Annotated in this window: 24 protein-coding genes and 3 tRNA genes; 10 read left to right on the plus strand and 17 right to left on the minus strand. The window is 57.2% G+C overall.

Annotated elements, in window-relative coordinates:
* Nucleotides 1-108: 108 nt before the first annotated feature.
* Nucleotides 109-1,776, plus strand: a complete 1,668-nt coding sequence (ettA, locus tag LPQ25_RS22070) for an energy-dependent translational throttle protein EttA (RefSeq protein ID WP_002887805.1) — start codon at nt 109-111, stop codon at nt 1,774-1,776.
* Between the two features lie 93 nt (nt 1,777-1,869).
* Here the strand turns inward: ettA and nadR are convergent, their stop codons facing one another.
* From nadR to serB, 3 genes are read right to left on the minus strand one after another with little or no spacing between them, the layout of a single operon-like run.
* A complete protein-coding gene (gene nadR / locus LPQ25_RS22075; RefSeq protein ID WP_002887802.1) occupies nt 1,870-3,102 on the minus strand; it encodes a multifunctional transcriptional regulator/nicotinamide-nucleotide adenylyltransferase/ribosylnicotinamide kinase NadR in 1,233 nt (410 codons plus the stop codon).
* Between the two features lie 21 nt (nt 3,103-3,123).
* Complete coding sequence (gene radA, locus LPQ25_RS22080; protein WP_002887800.1) at nt 3,124-4,506, minus strand: DNA repair protein RadA; 1,383 nt, start codon at nt 4,504-4,506, stop codon at nt 3,124-3,126.
* A 9-nt stretch (nt 4,507-4,515) separates the two neighbouring features.
* Complete coding sequence (gene serB, locus LPQ25_RS22085) at nt 4,516-5,487, minus strand: phosphoserine phosphatase (RefSeq protein WP_004177487.1); 972 nt, start codon at nt 5,485-5,487, stop codon at nt 4,516-4,518.
* Nucleotides 5,488-5,591: 104 nt separating this feature from the next.
* Between serB and LPQ25_RS22090 the strand changes: the two genes are divergently transcribed.
* Together LPQ25_RS22090 and lplA are read left to right on the plus strand one after the other, a co-directional pair.
* On the plus strand, nt 5,592-6,239 hold the full coding sequence (locus LPQ25_RS22090; protein ID WP_002887794.1) for a YtjB family periplasmic protein: 648 nt from the start codon (nt 5,592-5,594) through the stop codon (nt 6,237-6,239).
* Complete coding sequence (gene lplA, locus LPQ25_RS22095) at nt 6,239-7,255, plus strand: lipoate--protein ligase LplA (RefSeq protein ID WP_004146971.1); 1,017 nt, start codon at nt 6,239-6,241, stop codon at nt 7,253-7,255. The genes LPQ25_RS22090 and lplA overlap by 1 nt, the downstream gene beginning before the upstream one ends.
* An 80-nt stretch (nt 7,256-7,335) precedes the next feature.
* Here lplA and deoD read toward each other — a convergent pair whose 3' ends face one another.
* The 13 genes from deoD to LPQ25_RS22160 form a co-directional block, all read right to left on the minus strand.
* Nucleotides 7,336-8,055: a purine-nucleoside phosphorylase gene (gene deoD, locus LPQ25_RS22100; protein ID WP_002887789.1), complete on the minus strand. Its 720-nt coding sequence runs from the start codon at nt 8,053-8,055 to the stop codon at nt 7,336-7,338.
* A gap of 102 nt (nt 8,056-8,157) precedes the next feature.
* Nucleotides 8,158-9,381, minus strand: coding sequence for a phosphopentomutase (gene deoB, locus LPQ25_RS22105; protein ID WP_004151380.1), 1,224 nt, complete (start codon nt 9,379-9,381; stop codon nt 8,158-8,160).
* Between the two features lie 52 nt (nt 9,382-9,433).
* On the minus strand, nt 9,434-10,756 hold the full coding sequence (gene deoA / locus LPQ25_RS22110; protein ID WP_002887787.1) for a thymidine phosphorylase: 1,323 nt from the start codon (nt 10,754-10,756) through the stop codon (nt 9,434-9,436).
* A 113-nt stretch (nt 10,757-10,869) separates the two neighbouring features.
* Nucleotides 10,870-11,649, minus strand: coding sequence for a deoxyribose-phosphate aldolase (gene deoC, locus LPQ25_RS22115; RefSeq protein WP_002887784.1), 780 nt, complete (start codon nt 11,647-11,649; stop codon nt 10,870-10,872).
* A gap of 416 nt (nt 11,650-12,065) precedes the next feature.
* Nucleotides 12,066-13,343 (minus strand): NupC/NupG family nucleoside CNT transporter, encoded by a 1,278-nt coding sequence (locus LPQ25_RS22120; RefSeq protein WP_004146034.1) that lies wholly within the window; start codon nt 13,341-13,343, stop codon nt 12,066-12,068.
* Nucleotides 13,344-13,473: 130 nt separating this feature from the next.
* The gene (locus tag LPQ25_RS22125; protein ID WP_004192101.1) at nt 13,474-14,268 is read right to left on the minus strand and encodes a metal-dependent hydrolase; all 795 of its coding nucleotides are present in this window, start codon (nt 14,266-14,268) and stop codon (nt 13,474-13,476) included.
* Entirely contained in the window at nt 14,265-15,338 is a 1,074-nt protein-coding gene (locus tag LPQ25_RS22130; protein WP_004146038.1) for a patatin-like phospholipase family protein, read from the minus strand. The genes LPQ25_RS22125 and LPQ25_RS22130 overlap by 4 nt, the downstream gene beginning before the upstream one ends.
* Before the next feature lie 153 nt (nt 15,339-15,491).
* Nucleotides 15,492-15,653, minus strand: a complete 162-nt coding sequence (locus LPQ25_RS22135) for a DUF1328 domain-containing protein (protein ID WP_002887716.1) — start codon at nt 15,651-15,653, stop codon at nt 15,492-15,494.
* 129 nt (nt 15,654-15,782) lie between these two features.
* Complete coding sequence (osmY, locus tag LPQ25_RS22140; protein ID WP_004146042.1) at nt 15,783-16,403, minus strand: molecular chaperone OsmY; 621 nt, start codon at nt 16,401-16,403, stop codon at nt 15,783-15,785.
* 219 nt (nt 16,404-16,622) lie between these two features.
* Complete coding sequence (gene prfC, locus LPQ25_RS22145) at nt 16,623-18,212, minus strand: peptide chain release factor 3 (protein ID WP_002887711.1); 1,590 nt, start codon at nt 18,210-18,212, stop codon at nt 16,623-16,625.
* Between the two features lie 90 nt (nt 18,213-18,302).
* The gene (gene yjjG, locus LPQ25_RS22150) at nt 18,303-18,980 is read right to left on the minus strand and encodes a pyrimidine 5'-nucleotidase (RefSeq protein WP_004146044.1); all 678 of its coding nucleotides are present in this window, start codon (nt 18,978-18,980) and stop codon (nt 18,303-18,305) included.
* A 14-nt stretch (nt 18,981-18,994) separates the two neighbouring features.
* On the minus strand, nt 18,995-19,441 hold the full coding sequence (rimI, locus tag LPQ25_RS22155) for a ribosomal protein S18-alanine N-acetyltransferase (RefSeq protein WP_004146045.1): 447 nt from the start codon (nt 19,439-19,441) through the stop codon (nt 18,995-18,997).
* Nucleotides 19,410-19,823 (minus strand): DNA polymerase III subunit psi, encoded by a 414-nt coding sequence (locus LPQ25_RS22160; protein WP_004146046.1) that lies wholly within the window; start codon nt 19,821-19,823, stop codon nt 19,410-19,412. The genes rimI and LPQ25_RS22160 overlap by 32 nt, the downstream gene beginning before the upstream one ends.
* A 102-nt stretch (nt 19,824-19,925) precedes the next feature.
* Here LPQ25_RS22160 and rsmC point away from each other — a divergent pair, with 102 nt between their 5' ends.
* The 4 genes from rsmC to LPQ25_RS22180 all read left to right on the plus strand — a co-directional run bounded on the left by rsmC (nt 19,926) and on the right by LPQ25_RS22180 (nt 21,441).
* Nucleotides 19,926-20,954 carry a 16S rRNA (guanine(1207)-N(2))-methyltransferase RsmC gene (gene rsmC, locus LPQ25_RS22165; protein WP_004177499.1) on the plus strand — a complete coding sequence of 343 codons (1,029 nt, stop codon included), beginning with the start codon at nt 19,926-19,928 and terminating at the stop codon, nt 20,952-20,954.
* 171 nt (nt 20,955-21,125) lie between these two features.
* A tRNA-Leu gene (locus LPQ25_RS22170) sits at nt 21,126-21,210 on the plus strand.
* Between the two features lie 28 nt (nt 21,211-21,238).
* A tRNA-Leu gene (locus tag LPQ25_RS22175) sits at nt 21,239-21,324 on the plus strand.
* A 31-nt stretch (nt 21,325-21,355) separates the two neighbouring features.
* A tRNA-Leu gene (locus LPQ25_RS22180) sits at nt 21,356-21,441 on the plus strand.
* A gap of 21 nt (nt 21,442-21,462) precedes the next feature.
* Here LPQ25_RS22180 and LPQ25_RS22185 read toward each other — a convergent pair.
* Nucleotides 21,463-21,702 (minus strand): DUF1435 domain-containing protein, encoded by a 240-nt coding sequence (locus LPQ25_RS22185; protein WP_002887654.1) that lies wholly within the window; start codon nt 21,700-21,702, stop codon nt 21,463-21,465.
* A 70-nt stretch (nt 21,703-21,772) separates the two neighbouring features.
* Between LPQ25_RS22185 and LPQ25_RS22190 the strand changes: the two genes are divergently transcribed.
* The 3 genes from LPQ25_RS22190 (at nt 21,773) to fhuF (ending at nt 23,908) form a co-directional block, all read left to right on the plus strand.
* A complete protein-coding gene (locus LPQ25_RS22190) occupies nt 21,773-21,943 on the plus strand; it encodes a hypothetical protein (RefSeq protein WP_004221147.1) in 171 nt (56 codons plus the stop codon).
* A 23-nt stretch (nt 21,944-21,966) separates the two neighbouring features.
* On the plus strand, nt 21,967-23,013 hold the full coding sequence (locus tag LPQ25_RS22195) for a GGDEF domain-containing protein (protein WP_002887653.1): 1,047 nt from the start codon (nt 21,967-21,969) through the stop codon (nt 23,011-23,013).
* 106 nt (nt 23,014-23,119) lie between these two features.
* Nucleotides 23,120-23,908, plus strand: a complete 789-nt coding sequence (fhuF, locus tag LPQ25_RS22200) for a siderophore-iron reductase FhuF (RefSeq protein ID WP_002887652.1) — start codon at nt 23,120-23,122, stop codon at nt 23,906-23,908.
* Nucleotides 23,909-23,954 lie beyond the last annotated feature (46 nt).

Here is a 23,954-nt window from a genome sequence, read left to right on the forward strand (position 1 = left end):
TTTTTTTACGCTTCTGTGAATCCTGTCGCCTCGCTGGGATTAGCGCGCGAAAAAGGCTACACTTCGGCTTTGAACTATCTATCAAAATAGAAAGAGGCGAAGTCCAACGTGGCTCAATTCGTTTATACCATGCATCGTGTCGGCAAAGTGGTACCGCCGAAACGTCATATTTTGAAAAATATCTCCCTCAGCTTTTTCCCTGGCGCGAAAATCGGTGTGCTCGGTCTGAACGGCGCCGGTAAATCTACCCTGCTGCGCATCATGGCCGGTATCGACACCGAGATCGAAGGTGAAGCGCGTCCGCAGCCCGGCATCAAAATCGGCTACCTGCCGCAGGAGCCGCAGCTCAACCCGGAACACACCGTGCGCGAGTCCGTGGAAGAAGCGGTCGCCGAAGTGGTTAACGCGCTGAAGGGGCTGGACGAAGTCTATGCCAAATACGCCGAGCCGGATGCGGACTTCGATAAGCTTGCCGCACAGCAAGGCAAGTTCGAAGAGATTATCCAGGCGCACGACGGCCACAACCTGAACGTCCAGCTGGAGCGCGCGGCCGACGCCCTGCGCCTGCCGGACTGGGATGCGAAAATCGCTAATCTTTCCGGTGGTGAACGCCGCCGCGTCGCGCTGTGCCGTCTGCTGCTGGAAAAACCGGATATGCTGCTGCTCGACGAACCGACCAACCACCTCGACGCCGAGTCCGTCGCCTGGCTGGAACGCTTCCTGCACGACTTCGAAGGCACCGTGGTGGCGATTACCCACGACCGTTACTTCCTTGATAACGTCGCCGGCTGGATCCTCGAGCTTGACCGCGGCGAAGGTATTCCGTGGGAAGGCAACTACTCCTCCTGGCTGGAGCAGAAAGACCAGCGTCTGGCGCAGGAAGCTTCTCAGGAAGCCGCACGCCGCAAATCTATCGAGAAAGAACTCGAGTGGGTTCGCCAGGGCGCGAAAGGCCGTCAGTCTAAGGGCAAAGCCCGCCTGGCGCGCTTTGAAGAGCTTAACAACGTTGAATATCAGAAACGTAACGAGACTAACGAACTGTTCATTCCGCCAGGCCCGCGTCTGGGCGATAAAGTTCTGGAAGTCAGCCATCTGCGCAAATCCTACGGCGACCGCGTTCTGATTGACGATCTGAGCTTCTCGGTACCGAAAGGCGCTATCGTCGGCATCATCGGTCCGAACGGCGCGGGTAAATCTACCCTCTTCCGCATGATGTCTGGCCAGGAACAGCCTGATTCCGGCACCATCACCCTGGGTGAAACCGTTAAGCTGGCTTCCGTCGATCAGTTCCGCGACGCGATGGACAACAGTAAGACCGTGTGGGAAGAAGTGTCTGGCGGCCTGGATATCATGAAGATCGGCAACACCGAGATGCCGAGCCGCGCCTACGTGGGCCGCTTTAACTTCAAAGGCGTCGACCAGGGTAAACGCGTTGGCGAGCTGTCCGGCGGTGAACGTGGTCGTCTGCACCTGGCGAAACTGCTGCAGGTCGGCGGTAACGTCCTGCTGCTCGATGAACCAACCAACGACCTGGATATCGAAACCCTGCGCGCGCTGGAAAACGCCCTGCTGGAGTTCCCGGGCTGCGCGATGGTTATCTCGCACGACCGCTGGTTCCTTGACCGTATTGCCACCCACATTCTGGATTACCAGGATGAAGGTAAGGTTGAGTTCTTCGAAGGTAACTTTACCGAGTACGAAGAGTACAAGAAACGCACTCTCGGCGCCGACGCGCTGGAGCCGAAGCGAATCAAGTACAAACGTATCGCGAAATAAAACGCAAAAAGGCAACGCAAGTTGCCTTTTTTAATGTTTGCTCCCTCTCCCATTGGGAGAGGGTTGGGGTGAGGGCTACAGCCCGCAGAGCCCCTACCCCTGCTCGCCCATCAGCTGTTTCACCAGCTCGACGCAGCGCAGGAACCGGGCATCGTAGTCCGACTCCTTCACATGGACGAATTCGATCTCGTTCTCTTTCAGCAGCGATACCAGCAACGACTGAAACTCTTTACGATCCACCGAGCTCCCAAGACTGCGCAGTCCATCGGCCACCCACGGGGTATTGTTCTCCAGCAGGATCACCAGGTCGAAGCGGTATTCATCAATCAGCGCCTGCACAAACGGGTGCTCACGTCCCTCGTACTTCAGACAGAAGGCCTGAGTGCTGACGAAGTCGGTATCGATGAACGCCACCTTGTTGGCATATTTCACCGCAAAATCAATATACTGCGCATGCCCAAGGGCAATTTTATCGTAATCCGAATACTGGAGCGCCATCTCATCGCCGCCGAGATGCGAAAAAACATAATCCCGGCCATATTCCCAGGCGCTGGTGGTATTGAAGATATTGGCGAGTTTATTGACCAGCGTCGATTTACCGCTCGACTCGCCGCCGAGGATCGCCACCGTCCGCACAAAGAACGGTTTCACTTCCGTCGGAATATATTCCCAGTAGCGGAACGGGTTCTCGCGGATCTGCCCGCCGCTAATATTCATAAAGGTCCGCTTAGGATCGATAAGCACCGTCTCGATCCCCAGATGCTCAAGGTACTGCGGCGCATCGGCCTCTTCCGAGGTATAGATCCGGTTCGGCTCGATCCCTTTTTCGCTCATAAAAGCGCGGATCCCATGGCTCCACACGTCCCAGCCGTGCGGATAGGGCTCCATCCCCTCTTCATTGAAGGCGTGGATGCGAATATTCTTCTGATATTTAAAGGTTTGCAGCAGCCAGCGCAGGCGGTCAGGCACCGTCGGCTGTTGCGACATGGCGCTCTCTTCAAACAGCTCGCGGTCGCGGGTATCGTCATAGCCCATAATGATATGCAGCTCATCGACCTGGCTACAGGCGCGCTGTATCAGGTAGATATGCCCGGTATGCAGCGGGTAAAACTTACCAAACACCACGCCGACGCTTTTCTGTCGGCGGGGAAACTCCAGCCCGAGGAAACGATGCAGCGCTTCAAGCTTCTGCGCGCTCGGGCTTTTGATTTTGGCATTCAGCAGCTGGCTAAGATACCCCTTGGTCATTCCGCTGGCTTCCGCCACCTGCTGCAGGGTACAGCCTTTCTGCTTAATGGCGCTTTTTAAATAGTCAAATGACGACATCGCTAATCTCCTTTTAACTTATTATAAGTCGTCAAAAACGCTTAGCGCGTCTGAAAGCTTTTTCACGCCAAAGATTTGCATGCCTTCCGGCACTTTTTTCGGCACATTGGCCGCCGGGACGATGGCGCGACGGAAGCCGTGCTTCGCCGCTTCGGAGATACGCTCCTGACCGCTCGGTACCGGGCGAATTTCCCCGGCCAGCCCCACTTCGCCAAAGACCACCAGATCCTGCGGCAGAGGACGGTCGCGCAGGCTGGAGACCATCGCCAGCAGCAGCGCCAGGTCGGCGCTGGTTTCCGTGACCTTCACCCCGCCGACCACATTGACGAAGACGTCCTGATCGGCCATCTGTAGGCCGCCGTGACGGTGCAGCACCGCCAGCAGGATCGCCAGACGGTTCTGTTCCAGCCCCACCGCAACGCGGCGCGGGTTGGACATCATTGAGTGATCGACCAGCGCCTGGATCTCCACCAGCAGCGGGCGGGTCCCTTCCCAGACCACCATCACCGAGCTACCGGAGGTGATTTCATCTCCCCGGCTGAGGAAGATAGCGGACGGGTTGCTCACTTCACGCAGGCCCTGCTCGGTCATGGCGAAGACGCCCAGCTCGTTCACCGCGCCAAAGCGGTTTTTATGGCTGCGCAACGTGCGGAAGCGGGAGTCGGCATCCCCGTCCAGCAGCACCGAGCAGTCGATACAGTGCTCCAGCACCTTCGGACCGGCCAGCGAGCCGTCTTTGGTGACGTGGCCGACCATCACAATCGCCACGCCGCGAGTTTTAGCAAAGCGCGTCAAATAGGCCGCGGTTTCCCGTACCTGGGCGACGCTGCCCGGCGACGACTGTACGTCGGCCATATGCATCACCTGGATGGAGTCGATCACCATCAGCTGCGGCTTTTCTTCATCGGCGATCTGACAGATCTGCTCAATGCTGGTTTCCGAGAGCATGTTCAGGTTGGCCGTTGGCAACCCGAGACGATGGGCGCGCATCGCCACCTGCTGCAGGGACTCCTCCCCGGTGACGTACAGGGTTTTCATCCCTTCCGCCAGTTTGCAGAGGGTTTGCAGCAGCAGCGTCGATTTGCCCGCGCCGGGGTTGCCGCCAATCAGGATCGCGCTGCCCGGTACCACGCCGCCGCCCAGCACGCGGTCAAATTCTTTAAAGCCGGTGGAGAAACGCGGCAGCGCCTCCAGGCTGATATCTGACAGCTTCTGCACCTTCGACACGCCGGCGTTACCGGCATAGCCTGAAAGACGCTCGTTTCTCGCCACCTGCGGCGACGCGGCGATGCGCATCTCGGTGATGGTGTTCCAGGCATGGCAGGCGCTGCACTGCCCCTGCCAGCGCGGATAATCCGCACCACATTCATTACAGACAAATGCGCGTTTTGGAGCTTTCGCCACGTTTACCTCTTACTTTTGGTTCATGCTGCCCGAGAGGATACAGAATACCCCCATCAGGTCAGCGTGGCGGATAGTCACTTCCGCCTGTTCATTCACTTTGGGCTTCGCGTGATAGGCGATGCCAAGCCCTGCTGCCTTAATCATCGGCAGGTCGTTGGCGCCATCGCCGATAGCCACGGTTTGCGCCGTTGGGATCTCATACTTTTCCGCCAGCTTGCGCAACGTATTGGCTTTATATTTCGCATCGACGATATCGCCGAGCACGTTGCCGGTGAGCTTGCCGTCGCGGATCTCCAGCTCATTGGCGAATACCGCGTCGAGATGCAGTTTGTCGCGCAGATATTCGGCAAAGAAGGTGAAACCGCCGGAGGCGATCGCCACTTTCCAGCCCAGCGTTTCCAGCTTGAGCACCAGCTGCGCCAGGCCCGGCATCAGCGGCAGCGCGTCGCGAACCTGCAGCAAAATACTGGCATCGGCGTCTTTCAGCGTCGCCACGCGCTGGCGCAGGCTGGCGGTGAAGTCCAGCTCGCCACGCATCGCCCGCTCGGTCACTTCCGAGACCAGCTCGCCGGTGCCGGCCAGTTTCGCGATCTCATCGATGCATTCGATCTGAATCGCCGTGGAGTCCATGTCCATCACCAGCAGGCCCGGGGTGCGCAAATGGGGAATTTTACCCAATGGCGCGACGTCCAGCCCCGCCTCATGCGCCAGTCGCGTCGCACGGGGAGTCAGCGAACCGGCCAGACGGATCACCTGGTAATCCTCGACCACCCAGGAGGCAACGATCACTAACGCGGCGCCCAGCTCACGCTGCCACGCCGTCAGCCGACGTTTATCCAGACCGCGACCATACAGCAGCCAGCCGCTGCGCCCGGCGTGATAATCCAGCGGCATGACCTCGTCGCCGCTCAGGGAAAGCGGCAACCCAGGCCACAGGGAAACGTCTTCAGGCAGGTCGCACCAGGTCAAACTGTTAGGCATTACGGCTCCACATCTCTTCATTCAGGCGAGGAAAATAACGCATGAGGCTACCTTGTAACCAGCGCTTCTGGCAACATTAAGCTGCAAATTTTCAAAGGTGGAATATGGTTCGCGCAAAACTGAAATTCCGGCTGCATCGTGCGGTCATTGTTCTTATCTGTCTCGCCCTGCTCGTCGCGCTGATGCAGGGCGCTTCGTGGTTCAGTCAGAACAGTCAGAAACAACGCAATCCGCAGCTGGAAGAGCTGGCCCGCACGCTGGCGCAGCAGGTGGTGCTGAATCTCGCGCCGCTGATGCGCAGCGAGACGCCTGACGAGAAGCGCATCAATCAGCTGTTGACCCAGCTAACCCATAACAGCCGCGTCCTGGACGCCGGGGTATATGACGAACAGGGCGACCTGGTGGCGCGCTCTGGCGAAAGCGTCGAGGTTCGCGACCGGCTGGCGCTGGATGGTAAAAAAGCCGGCGGCTACTTCAACCAGCAGATTGTCGAACCGGTGCCAGGAAAAAACGGCCCGCTGGGCTACCTGCGTCTGACCCTCGATACTCATACCCTGGCGACCGAGGCGAAGCAGGTGGATAATACCACCAATATCTTACGCCTGATGCTGTTACTGTCCCTGGCTATCGGCGTGGTACTGACCCGCACGCTGCTGCAGGGCAAACGCACCCGCTGGCAGCAATCGCCTTTCCTGCTCACCGCCAACAAGCCGGTTGAGGATGAAGACGATGAAAAGAAAGGAAATCTATAATGTCCACATTGCGCCTCCTGCTCTCTGACTCTTACGACCCGTGGTTCAACCTGGCGGTCGAGGAGTGCATTTTCCGCCAGATGCCCGCCACCCAGCGGGTGCTGTTCCTGTGGCGCAATGCCGATACCGTGGTCATCGGCCGCGCGCAGAACCCGTGGAAGGAGTGTAATACCCGCCGCATGGAAGAAGACCATGTGCGGCTGGCCCGTCGCAGCAGCGGCGGCGGCGCGGTGTTCCACGACCTCGGCAATACCTGCTTTACCTTTATGGCAGGCAAACCGGAGTACGACAAAACCGTCTCCACCGCTATTGTGCTGACGGCGCTTAATTCACTCGGCGTAACCGCCGAAGCCTCCGGGCGCAACGATCTGGTGGTCAAAACCGACAGCGGCGACCGCAAAGTCTCCGGCTCCGCCTATCGTGAAACCATGGACCGCGGTTTTCATCACGGTACCCTGCTGCTCAACGCCGATTTAAGCCGTCTCGCCAACTACCTCAACCCGGACCAGAAAAAGCTGCAGGCTAAAGGCATTACCTCGGTGCGCGGACGGGTGGCGAACCTGGTTGAGCTGCTGCCGGGCATTACCCATCAGCAAGTTTGCGAGGCGATCCAGGAAGCATTCTTCAGCCATTACGGCGAACGGGTGGACGCCGAGGTGATCTCCCCGGACAACACGCCGGATCTACCAAATTTTGCTGAGACTTTCGCCCGTCAGAGCAGCTGGGAGTGGAACTTCGGCCAGGCGCCGGCCTTCTCTCATCTTCTGGACGAGCGCTTTCGCTGGGGCGGCGTTGAGCTGCATTTTGACGTCGAAAAAGGGCATATCACCCGCGCGCAGGCCTTTACCGATAGCCTGAACCCGGCGCCGCTGGAGGCCCTGGCGGCACGCTTAGTCGGCTGTCAGTATCGGGCAGAAGTATTACAGCAGCAGTGCGAGGCGCTGGTCGGCGATTTCCCGGAGCAGGAAGCGGAACTGAAAGAACTGTCGGCGTGGATTGCCGGCGCAGTGCGCTGATAAAAAAAGCCCGCTGCGCTTAGCGGGCCAGGAAAACCGTAGGCCGGGTCAGACGAAGCCGCCACCCGGCACAACAGCTCTTACTCTTTATCGCCCAGCAGCACGGATTCCAGTGCGATTTTGATCATGTCGTTGAACGTGGTCTGACGTTCAGCGGCAGTGGTCTGCTCGTGGGTACGGATGTGGTCGGAGACGGTGCAGATGGTCAGCGCTTTCGCGCCGAACTCCGCCGCCACGCCGTAGATACCCGCCGCTTCCATTTCCACGCCCAGAATGCCGTATTTTTCCATCACGTCGAACATGGACGGGTCCGGCGTATAGAACAGGTCTGCGGAGAAGATGTTGCCGACGCGCGCGTCAACGCCCAGCGCTTTCGCCGCGTCTACCGCATTACGCACCATGCCGAAATCGGCAATCGCCGCAAAATCATGGTCTTTGAAACGCAGACGGTTCACTTTAGAGTCGGTGCACGCGCCCATGCCGATCACCACGTCACGCAGTTTGACATCTTCACGCACCGCGCCGCAGGAGCCCACGCGGATGATTTTCTTCACGCCGAAATCGGTGATCAGCTCTTTGGTGTAGATAGAGCAGGACGGGATACCCATCCCGTGGCCCATCACGGAGATTTTGCGGCCTTTATAGGTACCGGTGAAGCCCAGCATGCCGCGCACGTTGTTCACTTCACGCACGTCTTCGAGGAAGGTTTCTGCAATGTGCTTCGCGCGCAGCGGGTCGCCCGGCATCAAAACGACGTCAGCGAAATCGCCCATTTCTGCGTTAATGTGAGGAGTTGCCATCTTCAGTTCCTTTTACATTGTTGTTTTTGCCGGGTGGCGGCTACGCCTTACCCGGCCTACAAACCGTAGGCCCGGATCGCTGTGCGCCACCGGGCAATGACCTCAGAACATGGCTTTGCCATATTCCATGTCAGACGTACCAAAGTATTTCGCAATAGTCTGGCCGATGTCCGCGAAGGTTTCACGGTGACCGAGCGAACCTGGTTTCACTTTCGGGCCGTACACCAGCACCGGGATATGCTCGCGGGTGTGGTCGGTACCGGTCCAGGTCGGGTCGCAGCCGTGGTCGGCGGTGAGGATCAGAATGTCGTCTTCACCAACCAGCTCCATCAGCTCCGGCAGACGGCGGTCGAACAGCTCCAGACCCGCCGCGTAGCCAGCGACGTCACGACGGTGGCCCCAGGAGGAGTCAAAATCGACGAAGTTAGTGAAGACGATAGTCTCGTCGCCCGCTTCCTTCATCTCTTTGATGGTCGCGTCGAACAGCGCGTCCAGCCCGGTGGCTTTCACTTTCTTAGTGATACCGCAGTTGGCGTAGATATCGGCGATTTTACCCACGGACACCACGTGGCCGTTTTTCTCGTCGACCAGCTTCTGCAGCACGGTCGGCGCCGGCGGCTCTACCGCCAGGTCGTGACGGTTACCGGTACGCTGGAAGTTACCGGCTTTGTCGCCCACGAAAGGACGAGCAATCACGCGACCAATGTTATAGCCGCCTTCGGTCAGCTCTTCACGCGCGATTTCGCACAGTTCATACAGCTTGTCGAGGCCAAAGGTCTCTTCGTGACAGGCGATCTGGAACACCGAGTCAGCGGAGGTATAGAAGATCGGTTTCCCGGTTTTCATATGCTCTTCGCCGAGCTGATCGAGGATCACCGTCCCGGAGGAGTGGCAGTTGCCGAGATAGCCCGGCAGGTTGGCGCGTTTCACCAGCTTATCCAGCAGCTCCTGCGGGAAACTGTTTTCCTGGTCGCTGAAGTAGCCCCAGTCAAACAGCACCGGCACGCCGGCGATTTCCCAGTGGCCGGACGGGGTATCTTTACCGGAAGAAAGTTCATGCGCCCAGGCATAGGCGCCAATCACTTCGGCATTGCCATCCATACCCGCGGCAATTTTACCGGTGGAGCCTTCATGCGCTTTCACCAGACCCAGACGGGTCAGGTTCGGTAAATTCAGCGGGCCTTTGCGGCCGTGGTCAGCCTCGCCTTTGGCGCAGGCTTCTGCAATGTGGCCCAGCGTATCGGCGCCGACGTCGCCAAAGCGGTCTGCGTCTTCCGTTGCGCCAATCCCAAAGGAGTCCAGCACCATGATAAATGCACGTTTCATCTTGTTCTCCATACATCTTGCGCTGCAAAAAAGCGATCAGATCAGTATATCGCTATTCAGTGATACGGCGATAGACTGTCGGTGTAATTTCCGGGGCTTTATCGTCCAGTTTAATGGCCGCTTTGACCGCTTTCGCGGCCTCCTGCCAGCTGTTCTCGTCTTTGGCATGGATCACCGCCAGCGGACGCTGTCCGTCGACGCGGTCACCCAGACGCGCCATCTCGGTAAAGCCAACGCTATAGTCAATGGTGTCCGATGCCTGACGGCGGCCGCCGCCCATAGAAACCACTGCCATGCCCAGCGCGCGAGTATCCATCGCGCTGATAAAACCTTCGGTATCAGCATAGACTGCTTTGCTCAGCATCGCCGTCGGCAGATAATTAGCATAATTCTCGACAAAGTCGCTCGGCCCTTTCTGCGCCGCGACCATGCGGCCAAACACTTCCGCCGCTTTACCGTTATCCAGCACCGCCTGCAGCTTCGCGCGCGCCTCGGCATCGTCCGCCGCCAGCTTGCCGGAGATCAGCATTTCCACACACAGCGCCATTGTCACGTCGAACAGGCGCGGGTTGCGATATTCGCCGGTCAGGAACTGCACCGCTTCGCGAACTTCAACGGCGTTGCCGGCGCTGGAGGCCAGTACCTGATTCATATCGGTCAGCAGCGCGGTGGTGCGCACGCCGGCGCCGTTGGCGACACCCACGATCGCTTCGGCCAGCGCGGCAGAGAGTTCATAAGTCGGCATAAAGGCGCCGCTGCCGACTTTGACGTCCATCACCAGCGCATCCAGCCCTTCCGCCAGCTTCTTCGCCAGAATCGAGGCGGTAATCAGCGGGATGGAGTCCACCGTCGCGGTAATATCGCGGGTGGCATAGAAACGTTTGTCGGCCGGGGCAAGGGAGCTGGTCTGCCCGATAATTGCCACGCCAACATCTTTAATAATCTCGCGGAAGCGGTTGTCGTCCGGGAAGATATCGAAGCCCGGGATCGCTTCCAGTTTGTCCAGCGTACCGCCGGTATGGCCGAGGCCGCGGCCGGAGATCATCGGTACGTAACCACCGCAGGCGGCCACCATCGGCCCCAGCATCAGCGAAGTGACATCCCCGACGCCGCCGGTAGAGTGTTTATCGACGATTGGACCGTTAAGGTTGAGGCTTTTCCAGTCCAGAACGGTACCGGAATCCCGCATCGCCATGGTCAGCGAAACGCGCTCCGGCATAGACATATCGTGGAAGAAGATGGTCATCGCCAGCGCGGCGATCTGCCCTTCAGAGATAGTATTGTCGCGGATGCCGTTGATGAAAAAGCGGATCTCTTCATCGCTTAATGCCTGACCATCACGTTTTTTACGAATAATTTCTTGTGCGAGAAACACGGTAACCTCCCAAAGAGAATAAATTGCCGGATGACGGCGCGAGCGCCTTATCCGGCCTACAGGCATCAATTCGTAGGCCGGATAAGCGCAGCGCCATCCGGCAAATCAAGGGATTAGTAGCTGCTGGCGCTCTTGCCGTCGCCGTGACCCAGGGCTTTCAACAGGCTAGCCAGCAGGCTGGATGCGCCAAAACGATAGTGACGAGAATCGGCCCAGTCGGCGCCGAACAGTTCATCAGCGATCGCCAGGAACTGCTGCGCGTCTTCCGCGCTGCGCACGCCGCCCGCCGGTTTGAAGCCAACGGTTTTCTCAACGCCCATATCGCGGATCACTTCCATCATGATGCGCGCGCTTTCCGGCGTGGCATTCACCGGCACTTTACCGGTCGAGGTTTTGATGAAATCGGCCCCGGCTTTGATAGAGATTTCAGACGCTTTACGGATCAGCGCTTCTTCTTTCAGCTCACCGGTTTCGATGATCACTTTCAACAGCACGTTAGCCGCCGCACAGGCTTCCTTACAGGCTTTCACCAGCTCGAAACCGACCTGCTCGTTGCCGGCGATCAGCGCGCGGTACGGGAAGACCACGTCCACTTCGTCAGCGCCGTAAGCGATCGCCGCGCGGGTTTCCGCCAGCGCAATGTCGATATCGTCATTCCCGTGCGGGAAGTTGGTGACCGTGGCGATGCGAATATCCGGCGTCCCCTGCTCATTCAGCGTTTTACGGGCGATCGGGATGAAGCGCGGGTAGATGCAGACCGCCGCGGTGTTACCCACCGGCGTTTTCGCCTGATGACACAGGGCAATGACTTTCTCATTGGTGTCGTCGTCATTCAGAGTGGTCAGGTCCATCAGTTTTAACGCGCGCAGGCTGCTTGCTTTTAAATCAGTCATTTCATACTCCGCCGGCGTCATGCCGGATCAATAGTTTGTTCACCTTGCGAGTCTGTTACTATTGTAACATTCGCTCGTCGTTACACTTCGACATTCATCACAGTTAATGAAAACTACTTACTAACTTGCATTACTGTAACGTGATTAAAATCACAAATTAGCACTCAATACCGCAGCAATTATCGTTAGTCCCCTCTTAAGCATAATCGATACTATACCGCCGATGAGAATGTGATAATTCTAACACACAATAACAGGTACACTCGATAGCGTGGCGCACATTTTGCCCAACTTACGGGCAATAAAAACGCTACAAATTGAAATATAAACCTTTTTCCAAAAAAGAGAGTGGTGATGGAATTATCACATTTACAGCAACAACAGCGGCACGGTGGCCGCTGGTTCAGGAGACAGGCTTACAGGGCGAGAAAAACCCCGGCGATGGTGGCGCTCATCAGGTTGGACAGCGTCCCCGCCGCTACCGCACGTAGCCCAAGCTGAGCGATATCCTGCCGCCGGTTGGGCGCCATTCCCCCGAGTCCGCCAATCAGAATGGCGATCGATGACAGGTTGGCAAAGCCGCACAGCGCGAAAGAGATAATGGCTTTGGTGTGATCTGAAATGACCTGCAGCCCGGCCGCCGCCACTTCGGCATCCGCCTTTAAATATTCGCCAAAGTTCATGTAGGCCACGAACTCGTTAATGATCAGCTTCTGGCCGATAAACGACCCCGCCACCGTCGCTTCGTGCCACGGCACGCCAATCACCCACGCCAGCGGTGAGAAGATCCAGCCGAGGATCATCTGCAGCGACAGCTCAGGATGGTTAAACCAGCCGCCGACGCCGGAGAGTATGCCATTCAGCAGGGCGATCAGCGCAATAAACGCCAGCAGCATCGCGCCGACGTTGAGCGCCAGTTGCATACCAGACGCGGCGCCGGAGGCGGCGGCATCCAGCACGTTGGCCGGTTTATCCGCGTCAGCGCTTTGGCTGTCATGAGCCGGGTTATCGTCCGGTTTTTCCGTTTCCGGTACGATAATTTTGGCAAACAGCAGGCCTCCCGGCGCCGCCATAAACGACGCGGCAATAAGGTACTCCAGCGGAACGCCCATCTGCGCATAGCCCGCCAGTACCGAGCCCGCCACCGAGGCCAGGCCGCCGCACATGACCGCAAACAGCTCCGAGCGAGTCATGGTGGCGATATAAGGACGCACCACCAGCGGCGCTTCGGTCTGGCCAACAAAGATGTTCGCCGTGGCCGACAGCGATTCGGTACGTGAGGTCTTCAGCACTGCCCGCAGCGCGCCGCCGAGAATGCGAATGACCAGCTGCATAATGCCCAGGTAGTAAAGCACGGCAATCAGCGACGAGAAGAAGACGATCACCGGCAGCACGCGCAGGGCAAAGACGAAGCCGCCGCCGCCAAACACCTCGAACATTTTATCGGAGACCAGCCCGCCGAAGATGAAACTAATCCCTTCATTGCCGTAGGCAATAACGCTGGCGACGCCATTCGACATCGCTAATAGCGCCGCGCGCCCGGCCGGTACATACAATATTAACGCGCCGATACCCACCTGGATTATCCAGGCGCCGAGCACGGTGCGCAGGTTAATGGCTTTTCGGTTATTGGAGAGCAGCACAGCAATGGCCAATAGCGCCACCATGCCGATAAGTCCCATGAGGATTTGCATACAGATTCCCTGTGTTTTTGATAGTCCAGTACTAACCGCGTGATTATATCGGCCTGAAACTATCCTGCCCGTCTGGCTTCACACATTTTAAGCAAATCAATGATATGGATGGACAATTATGAGAAATCGATCACCATACAGAGACCGGGGGAAGGGAAAACAAGGCGAGCGTATTGTGCATGATCCCTTCTTCTATGGCTGCCGGCGACTCCGGACGCAGTTCACACAGCGCCTCAAATACCCGTGCAGCTTGTTCCGGTCGATTGGGCTGTCCCTGAAAGCCATTTAGCGGCATATCCGGCGCATCGGTCTCCAGCAGCAGAGCGGAAAGCGGCAGACGCGCCATCACTTCACGGGTTTTACTGGCGCGGGGATAGGTAATGGTGCCGCCAACGCCGATCTTATAGCCAAGCTGAACGAAGCGCTCGGCCTGCTGCAGGCTGCCGGCAAAGCCATGGATGACTCCGGTACGCGGCAGGGCATGTTTTTTCAGCAGCATCGCCAGCTTATCGTGGGTGCGTCTGGAGTGGAGGATCACCGGCAGATCGTAACGCTTCGCCAGCCTCAGCTGCGCTTCCAGCAGCGCCTGCTGACGATCAAACTGCGGATCGTCGCGATAAAGATCGAGGCCAATCTCTCCCACCGCCACCAGTTTAGGCGGCCGCTGCGCCATCAAGGCTTCCAGCTGCGCCAGTCCCTCATCAGTATGCTCTTCGATGACGATCGGATGCATACCCAGCGCGGCGTACAGCGCTTCGTGCTGAGCTGCCAGCGCCAGCACGCGGCTAAAACGCTCAGCAGAGATGGCTGGAACGATAATTCGCCCGACGCCGGCCTGCGCCGCACGCGCCAGGCTGGCGACCTCATCTGCCGCGAAGGGGGGAAAATCAAAGTGACAGTGGGTATCGATAAAACGGTGCGTCACGCCAGATCCTCATGATCAAAACTGGGGTCATTCGCCTGGGGCGCAGGAATGATGGTCGCCTGGGGCGCTTCATTGGCCACCGGCACCGGCGGCACCACCACCGGCGCGGGCCGGGCAATACGCGGCGCGTGGCGCAGCAGCGGCGGCTGGTCGGCCAGTAGTTTACCCACCGTTGCCAGGAAATAACGGCCGCACTGGCGCCCGGTTTTGTAGTCCTCCAGCAGCGCCGGTAGTCGGCTGCCAAGCGCCATGCTGCGCAGCGGCCGCTGCGGATAGATTTCGAAGATCCGCAACTTACCCGGCGGTTTCTCGATGAACTGCTGGATGGCGCGGTAGGTGGTTTCGTGATGATGCACCAAATTGACCAGCGGTTGCAGACTACTCTCTCCCAGCCAGCGCTCCATCCGCTTGAACCACTGCGGGGTATAAAACATCTGCGAAGGGACGGTACGGATCACCACGATGGTCTGGGCGCCGCGGCGGGCCGCCTCCTGCACCGGGATCGCATCGCTGACGCCGCCGTCCAGGTAGCTAACGCCGTCGAGCAACACGCCGCTGCGATAAAAGCCGGGGATGGCGCTGGAGGCGCGGATCAGATCCAGCCACGTTTGCGGCGTCGGCGAAAAATAGCTGGCGGAGTAATCGTCACCGCGGCAAGCGCATAGCCACAGCTCTTTCCCCAACGCGAACTGCGCTTCGGCATAGTTCATGGCAAGCGGCATTTGCTGCGAAGTGGCCTCAACCAGCCAGTCGAGATCGATAAGGTTGCCGCCGCGCACAAAGCGCATCGGATCGAAAAACTGGCGTGAAGTGGTGTAGCGGGTGATAACTTTGCGGGCATAGCCTTGCTGATTACACATGTAGGCGGAGAGGTTTTGCGCGCCGGCGGAAGTACCCAGCATCAGGTCAAAGGGGTTAAATCCGGCGCGCATAAATTCGTCCAGCACCCCGGCAGTAAAAATCCCTCGCTGTCCTCCACCTTCGCATACCAGCGCCAGCTTGCCTGGTCGGAAGGGTTTAACCGCCAGCGGGGCGATATTGCCCAGCGTGACGGGAATGCGTTGCCCCACCCTGCTTTCCTGTTCGATTGATCTTCTCCTGACAAGGTAACGCAATTTGCCCGCCGCTTAAACCGCGAAAGCCAGTCCTCAGGACTGGCTTTGTGTAAGATGACGTGTCAGTAAAAATGCTTAGGCTTCAGTATCGCCCGCATCGCGGGCCGCCTAAGGACGTCTGCGTCCTGTAAACAGGCTCACCAGGAACAGGATAATCCCGACGACAAAGACGATTTTCGCAGCGCCAGCGGCCGTACCCGCCAGACCACCAAAGCCCAGAGCCGCAGCAATTAATGCAATGACCAGAAAAATAATTCCCCATCGAAACATACTTTTCTCCTTACCATAATGGACGGTGAACAGCGGTTTGCGCACCCTTTCTGTATAGCTCATCGCTCAGTGGATGCTGCTATTCGTTCGGCAACCTTGGCCAGACAACACTTTTGTTAATAACTCGGTTTACTTAACGCTAAGATCGTTGCGCACGCTTTTCACACCGGAGACCGCTTTCGCAATCTCTGCGGCACGCTCCGCCTGCGCCGCGGAAGCCACCGTACCGGTCAGATGTACCGCGCCGGCGTTGGTTTCGACTTTCACATTGCGCGAAGGGACAATGTCATCCGCCAGCAGCTTGGCTTTCACTTCGCTGGTAATGGCGGTATCCCCGGCATAGCCTTTCAGCGTCGCCGTCTCGCTCGATGATTTATGATGGACCGTCAGCTTGTCGTTAACGTGTGAGACGCCTTTGACCTCTTTCGCTACGCTCAGTGCCTGACTTTTCTGTTCAGCACTGGTGACGTCGCCGCTGAGGGTGACCACTTTATTCTCCGTTTTCACCGAAATATCGCCGGAGTTAATATCTTTATGGTCGATCAGCGCCGCTTTTACCCGTGCGGTAATGGTACTGTCGTCCATAAAATCGCCGACTTTGTTAATCGAATTATCTACCGCCTCTCCCGCATTGCTGGCAGCCGACTTCGCACTGTCTACCGTTGTTTTTTCCGTCTCTGCCGAGGCGTTCAACGCGGCTAAGCCTAAGAAGAGCGCCAGCAACATATTGGCATTCTTTAGTCTGGTCATCGTTATGTCCTCGTTTTTTCACCAGCGCTGGCGTCTTATCGCAGTGAATTACGCCAGCATTTTTAAAAACACGAATTAAATATAGTAGACAGACGAAGGGGTTGCGGAGGATATGGATAAAAAACAGACGAATTAGCGGTGTTTTAAGAACTTTCCAGAAGGAAGGGAACGGGGGCGTAACCAGAAAAAAGCGCGGCCTGCGCCGCGCTTCGTCAGGGATTAGTGCTCGCGCGTTTTGCGGAACACCACGTCAGGGTAACGCTCCTGCGTCAGGTTCAGGTTGACCATTGTCGGGGCGATGTAGGTCAGGTTATCGCCGCCATCCAGCGCCAGCTGAACTTCATTTTTCCGCTTGAACTCTTCGAACTTCTTCACGTCAGTAGATTCAACCCAGCGCGCGGTGGCCACGTTGACCGATTCGTAAATCGCTTCCACGTTGTATTCGCTTTTCAGACGCGCTACCACCACGTCAAACTGCAGCACGCCGACGGCGCCAACGATCAGATCGTTATTAGCGATCGGGCGGAAGACCTGGACCGCGCCCTCTTCAGAGAGCTGAACCAGCCCTTTCAGCAGCTGTTTCTGCTTCAGCGGATCCTTCAGGCGAATACGACGGAACAGTTCCGGCGCGAAGTTCGGAATACCGGTGAACTTCATCATCTCGCCCTGGGTAAAGGTATCGCCAATCTGAATGGTGCCGTGGTTATGCAGGCCGATGATATCGCCTGGGTACGCTTCTTCAACGTGCGAGCGATCGCCCGCCATAAAGGTCAGCGCGTCGGAAATCACTACGTCCTTGCCGATACGCACCTGACGCAGCTTCATACCTTTTTCATATTTGCCGGACACCACCCGCATGAAAGCCACGCGGTCGCGGTGTTTCGGATCCATGTTGGCCTGAATTTTAAACACGAAGCCGGTGAATTTCTCTTCCGTGGCGGTGACTTCACGCGTGTCGGTGTTGCGCGGCATCGGCGCCGGGGCCCACTCCACCAGGCCATCCAGCATATGGTCAACGCCGAAGTTACCTAACGCGGTTCCGAAGAAGACCGGGGTGATTTCCCCGGCCAGGAACAGATCTTTGTCGAACTCATTCGACGCCCCCTGCACCAGCTCCAGCTCGTCACGCAGCTGCTGCGCCAGGTCTTCCCCCACCGCCGCGTCGAGATCCGGGTTGTTGAGCCCCTTCACGATACGCACTTCCTGGATGGTGTGGCCTTTACCGGTCTGATACAGGTAGGTTTCGTCTTTGTAGAGATGATAAACGCCTTTGAACAGCTTGCCGCAGCCGATAGGCCAGGTAATCGGCGCGCAGCCGATTTTCAGCTCGTTCTCGACTTCATCCAGCAGCTCCATCGGATCGCGGATATCACGGTCGAGTTTGTTCATAAAGGTGAGGATCGGCGTATCGCGCAGACGGGTGACTTCCATCAGCTTACGGGTCCGATCTTCGACGCCTTTTGCCGCGTCAATCACCATCAGGCAGCAGTCCACCGCCGTCAGGGTACGGTAGGTATCTTCGGAGAAGTCTTCGTGCCCCGGGGTATCCAGCAGGTTCACCAGGCAGTCATGATACGGGAACTGCATTACCGAGGTGGTGATCGAGATACCACGCTGCTTTTCCATCTCCATCCAGTCGGATTTCGCGTGCTGGCTGGAACCACGACCTTTTACTGTACCGGCGGTCTGAATCGCCTGTCCGAACAGCAGCACCTTTTCGGTGATGGTGGTCTTACCGGCATCCGGGTGAGAAATAATGGCAAAAGTGCGGCGTTTGGCCACCTCTTGCAGATAAGGAGACAACGTCATAATTAATCTTCTAAGTAAACGCGGCCATGGGCCACGCATGTGGAATACGAAAAATTGCGGCTATTTTACCCATCAACGGGGGGGAGGCAATCAGTGTTTACACAGGAGCTGCTCCAGTTCGCTTAACGAGGTCACCGTCCAGTCCGGCTCGAGGTCCGCCGGCAGCTCGCGCTGATGCGCATTGAGCCAGCAGGTCGCCAGTCCGGCGTTCACGCCGCCGCGAATATCCGACTCGGCGGTATCACCGACCATCAGCACCCGCGAGCGCGGTGGGTTACCCGCCTGCGCCAGCGCATAATCGAAAATACGCGCGTCCGGCTTGGCGACACCCACCTGTTCAGAAATAATCAGCAAATCAAAGTGATCGCGTAAACCTGTGCGCTCCAGACGAGTCTGCTGCAGCGAGGTAAAGCCGTTGGTGATGATGCCCATTCTGACCTTGCCCTGCAGCGCGTTGAGCAGCGAGACCGCGCCCGGCAACGGGGCACAGATTTCCGCCATCGCATTCATAAACGCGTCGTTGAGTTCCCCGGGCGGCACATTCAAACGTTCCGCCCAGCTGTCAAAACGCTGGTGCTGCAGCTGCAGCGAGGTGATGGCGCCGTTTTGGTAATCCACCCATAGCGGCTTGTTCACGGCCTGATAGTCCTGAAAATCTTCGGCGGTAAAGGTCACGCTGTAGTCGAGAAACATCCGCTGCAAGCCGCTGAAAGAATCAAACGTAAACAGCGTTTCATCGGCATCAAAGAAAATCCAGTCCCATTTCATCGTATCACCTTGTGTTACATACTGATTGGCAGAGCCATAATAATGGCGTCTTCGCGTCCGTCGGCCGTAGGATAGTAGTTGCGGCGGATGGTTGCCTCATTGAAGCCTACGCTCTCATACAGCGCGATGGCGGCAACGTTGGATGCTCGCACCTCCAGCCACAGCGTGACGACGCCGAGTTTTTCGACTTCATCAATGACATGCTCCAGCAGCGCTCGCCCCAGGCCGCGGCGCTGGTACGCGGGATCGACGGCGATATTGAACAGCGTCGCCTCATCCAGTACCACTTGCGTAATGGCGAAAGCCGCCATTTCGCCATCTACCGACAGCTGATAGTTGCAATAGCGCTCCCCCTGGTTACTGGCCAGAGTCTGTTCGCTCCACGGGAAAGCGTGGGCGCGTTTTTCGATGTGCCAGGCTTTGGTTAAATCAGCCGTGCTGAGGGTAGAAATCGTGTTCATGTGCGCAGATTTGTTGCCAGAGCGCCCTGCGAGCCGGCGCGCTGGTCTGGAGTTCATCAAAAGCGGGGGTGGACACCTGGGCGCCCGCCAGCGGCAGCGACGCCTCTGTGCCCAACCGCCAGCTGTTGCAGCGGCTGTCCTGCGGCAGCATCGCCACCCGCTCCGGAGTCAGCTGCAGGACCTGATCTGGCGTCACGGCCAGCGCGCGTAATATGTCGCCAATCAGCGGCTCTGTCAGCGACGGCGGGGTTTCCGCCACCATCACCAGACGAATATGTTCAGGAAGCGAGATAGCGATTTCGCCCTGCAACGCCCCCGGTCGGCGCAGCGACCACTGGGTAATGCCCAGCTGCTGTAATTGCCAGTCTCGTCGGGATGTCATAGCGAAACACTCCTGTTAAACAAGCGCGCAATATAGCAAATCCGTCGTATCTGCGCCAACAAACTACTATAATCGGCGCCAGTCTTAATGAAGGAGTGTTTCATGTCCGCTTTTACCCCGGCAAGTGAAGTCTTGCTGCGCCACAGTGATGATTTCGAGTCCGCCCGCGTTCTGTTTGCCGGTGACCTGCAGGATGACCTGCCTGCGCGTCTGGATACCGCGGCCAGCCGCGCCCACACCCAACAGTTCCACCACTGGCAGGTCCTCAACCGCCAGATGGGTGACACCGTCCGTTTTAGCTTAGTGGCTGAGGCCGCTGACGTCGCCGAATGCGACACCCTGATCTACTACTGGCCAAAGAACAAACCAGAGGCGCAGTTCCAGCTGATGAACCTGCTCTCTCTGCTGCCGGTGGGAAGCGACATTTTCGTCGTCGGTGAAAACCGCAGCGGCGTCCGCAGCGCGGAGCAGATGCTGGCTGAATACGCGCCATTAAACAAAGTGGATAGCGCCCGCCGCTGTGGCCTCTATCATGGCCGTCTGGAAAAGCAGCCGACCTTCGACGCCGACGCATTCTGGGGCGAATACACACTGGATAATCTGACGATTAAAACCCTGCCGGGCGTCTTCAGCCGCGACGGTCTGGACGTCGGCAGCCAGCTGCTGCTCTCCACCCTCGAGCCGCATACCAAAGGGAAAGTGCTCGACGTCGGCTGCGGCGCGGGCGTGCTGGCCGCCGCGCTGGCCAGCCATTCACCGAAAGTGCGCCTCACCCTGTGCGACGTCAGCGCCCCGGCGGTTGAAGCCAGCCGCGCGACGCTTGCCGCCAACGGCCTGGCTGGCGATGTGTTTGCCAGCAACGTCTTCTCCGAGGTCAATGGTCGCTTCGACATGATCATCTCCAACCCGCCATTCCATGACGGCCTGCAGACCAGTCTCGAAGCCGCCCAGGCGCTGATCCGCGGCGCGGTTCGCCATCTGAACAGCGGCGGCGAGCTGCGCATTGTCGCCAACGCCTTCCTGCCGTATCCGCAGGTGCTGGATGAGACGTTCGGCTTCCATGAGGTGATCGCCCAGACCGGGCGCTTTAAGGTCTATCGCACCATCATGACCCGTCAGGCGAAAAAATAATCGTCTTTTCACGCCGGCGGCCCGCTCCTGGTACCGCTGGCGCTTCCCGCGGGCAAATTCGCCCATTTTTGCAGCAATCGATACAACCTGCATAATTAACTATTGACGTGTCGCCGAAAACCACTAGAATGCGCCTCCGTGGTAACGATACTTTCAGAGTATCGATGGTATGCGAAGGTGGCGGAATTGGTAGACGCGCTAGCTTCAGGTGTTAGTGTCCTTACGGACGTGGGGTTCAAGTCCCCCCCTCGCACCATAATCCACGAAGATATTGCTCGCACTGGGCGAAGGTGGCGGAATTGGTAGACGCGCTAGCTTCAGGTGTTAGTGTCCTTACGGACGTGGGGGTTCAAGTCCCCCCCTCGCACCAACGAGGCAATATCCCAAAGAAAGAATACTGTGCGAAGGTGGCGGAATTGGTAGACGCGCTAGCTTCAGGTGTTAGTGTCCTTACGGACGTGGGGGTTCAAGTCCCCCCCTCGCACCAATATTCTTCCCTCTCCCGGCATTATCCTCTCAGTTTAATATCCACAATCATCAGCATTATTCCGCCGATCAACGCGACACACGATGGCAGCAGGATAAAATGGCGCAATTGACGATGCCAGATCATCGCCGCGGACATCAGCATGCCCACCGCGACCAGTACCCGCCATACGTCAGCCGACACTCCGGCATACCCGAGAGCGACAATTAGCGCGCCGGGAATCATCACTCCCCAGCCGCTTCCTAATGCTCGCTGCAGCATGGTTTCACCTCTTACAACGATAATGATAACCAATATCATATGATAATCTTTATCATTTGTCATTTGCGACGTGCTCTGCCCCTTTTTCTTTACGTTCGCGGTAATGACATACATTCATGAAGGTGATAAATTAAGCGGATTATCGATATATATTAAATATTTTGCTTATTTTGCAAATAACCTTTTTTTGCACATTGTTATCAGACTCTTCATTTTTGGCTTTCATCATTTTGAAATTTAACGACTAATAATGATTCTTCCGATATGACTGCACAAACCTGGCGAGCACACTACGCACAAAAATATCAATATTCCTTACGGCTTTTTTTACTGCTTAATTTCATTTCTTCCTCGCTGTCGCTGGTCACCCCCCTATTTACGGTAGTTCGTTTTACGCTGCCCTGCGCCCTGATCGTCGTCTGCAGCGGGCTGCTGCTGCTCTGGCACTGGAAATGGCCGCAATCGAAAATAAATATTCCCACTATCTCGTTGTTATTTGGCATGCTATGGGCATGGCACGTAGTGACAAAAGCGATGCTATTGACACCGCCGCATTTTAACTATCTGGTGATCGCCCTATTAAGCATTCTGTTTATCGGCACCATCGCTTTTTCCAATAATATCACTGCCTTTACCCTCCACTCTTTACCAACTTTCCTTGCCTGCCTGATAATGGCGGAGGGGGAACAATGGTTGCGTATGACTTACTGCTTTATGCTGCCTATAGCCGGTATTACCCTGCAAAATATTATCCAGAAGCGCAGCGATGCCTTTACGCAGGGTTTAATGGATAAACTGATGCATGAACGCAATACGCTCAACGATCTCAGTATGCTCGATCCCCTGACCGGTTTGTATAATCGCCGCGGACTGCAGAACCGCCTCGATACCCTGCTGGCGCTGGACGGCGACAACCACTACGTGCTGCTCCTCGATATCGATCACTTCAAGGCCTATAACGATCACTATGGTCATATGATGGGTGACCAGGCGCTTATTCGCGTCTCTGCTGCCATTCGCAACGCTGTACGCTCACGCGATATTGTCGCCCGCTTTGGTGGAGAGGAGTTTATGGTGCTGCTGACCAATAGCAGCGAAGAAACGGCCTGGAAGACAGCCGAACGTATACGTCAGCGGGTCTATGACCTGAAGATCCCGCATATGTTTAATGAAAGCGTCGCCACCAACGTCACCATCAGTATTGGCCTGACGCCGCTCATTAATGACAACATTGAACAAGCGCTGGCGCGTGCCGACGGCGCACTCTATGAGGCCAAAAATAAAGGCCGCAACATTATTCTTGCCAGTTGACCTGCGCGCGCTGCGACATCGCGGCGCCGATAAAAGCCTTGCCATGCCGCCTGCAAGCAACTAATATCAGTAATCATTATCATTTAGATTTGTATCTGGAAATCGAATGGCCTGGCGTTCCCTTCCTCTCAGCGATGAACTTATCTGGCGGGCTCCTTTGCCGACGGCTGAGCATGCCCTGGCGGAGAGTATTCGGGAAAAAATCGCCACCCTGCGTCCACACCTGCTTGATTTCCTGCGACTTGACGAACCCGCCCCACGGCACGCGTTAACGCTTGCCGAATGGTCGCAACCCATCGCCTTGCGCTCCCTGCTGGCCACCTGGTCCGATCATATCTATCGTCATCAGCCGACGCTGCCTCGGGAACAGAAGCCTCTGCTCTCGCTCTGGGCGCAATGGTATATCGGTCTGCTGGTGCCGCCGCTGATGCTGGCGCTGCTCAATGAACCGCAAGGCCTCAGCCTGGCGCCAGAACATTTCCATGTCGAATTTCATGAAAGCGGCCGGGCGGCCTGCTTCTGGATTGATGTGCATAGCGATGCCGACATCGAGAGGCTTTCACCGCAGGCGCGAATGGATGCCCTGGTAACGCGCACCCTGCAGCCGGTTGTTGAGGCGCTGGCAGCGACGGGCGAAATCAATAGCAAACTTATCTGGAGCAATACCGGCTATCTGATTAACTGGTATCTTGGGGAAATGCGCGCGCTGCTGGGTGATGAGCGGCTTGCCGCGCTACGTCAGCACTGTTTTTTTGAAAAACAACTCGCCGATGGCCAGGATAACCCGCTGTGGCGAACGGTGATGCTGCGTGAAGGGCAGTTAGTCCGACGCACCTGCTGTCAGCGCTATCGCCTGCCGGATGTCCAACAGTGCGGCGACTGTACGCTTAAATAATTACCACTTACCTGAAAAGTAACGGGCGGCCTTTACCGCCCGTTGC

This window comes from Klebsiella sp. KPN54798 (genome assembly GCF_021184225.1).
Lineage (GTDB): Bacteria > Pseudomonadota > Gammaproteobacteria > Enterobacterales > Enterobacteriaceae > Klebsiella > Klebsiella pneumoniae.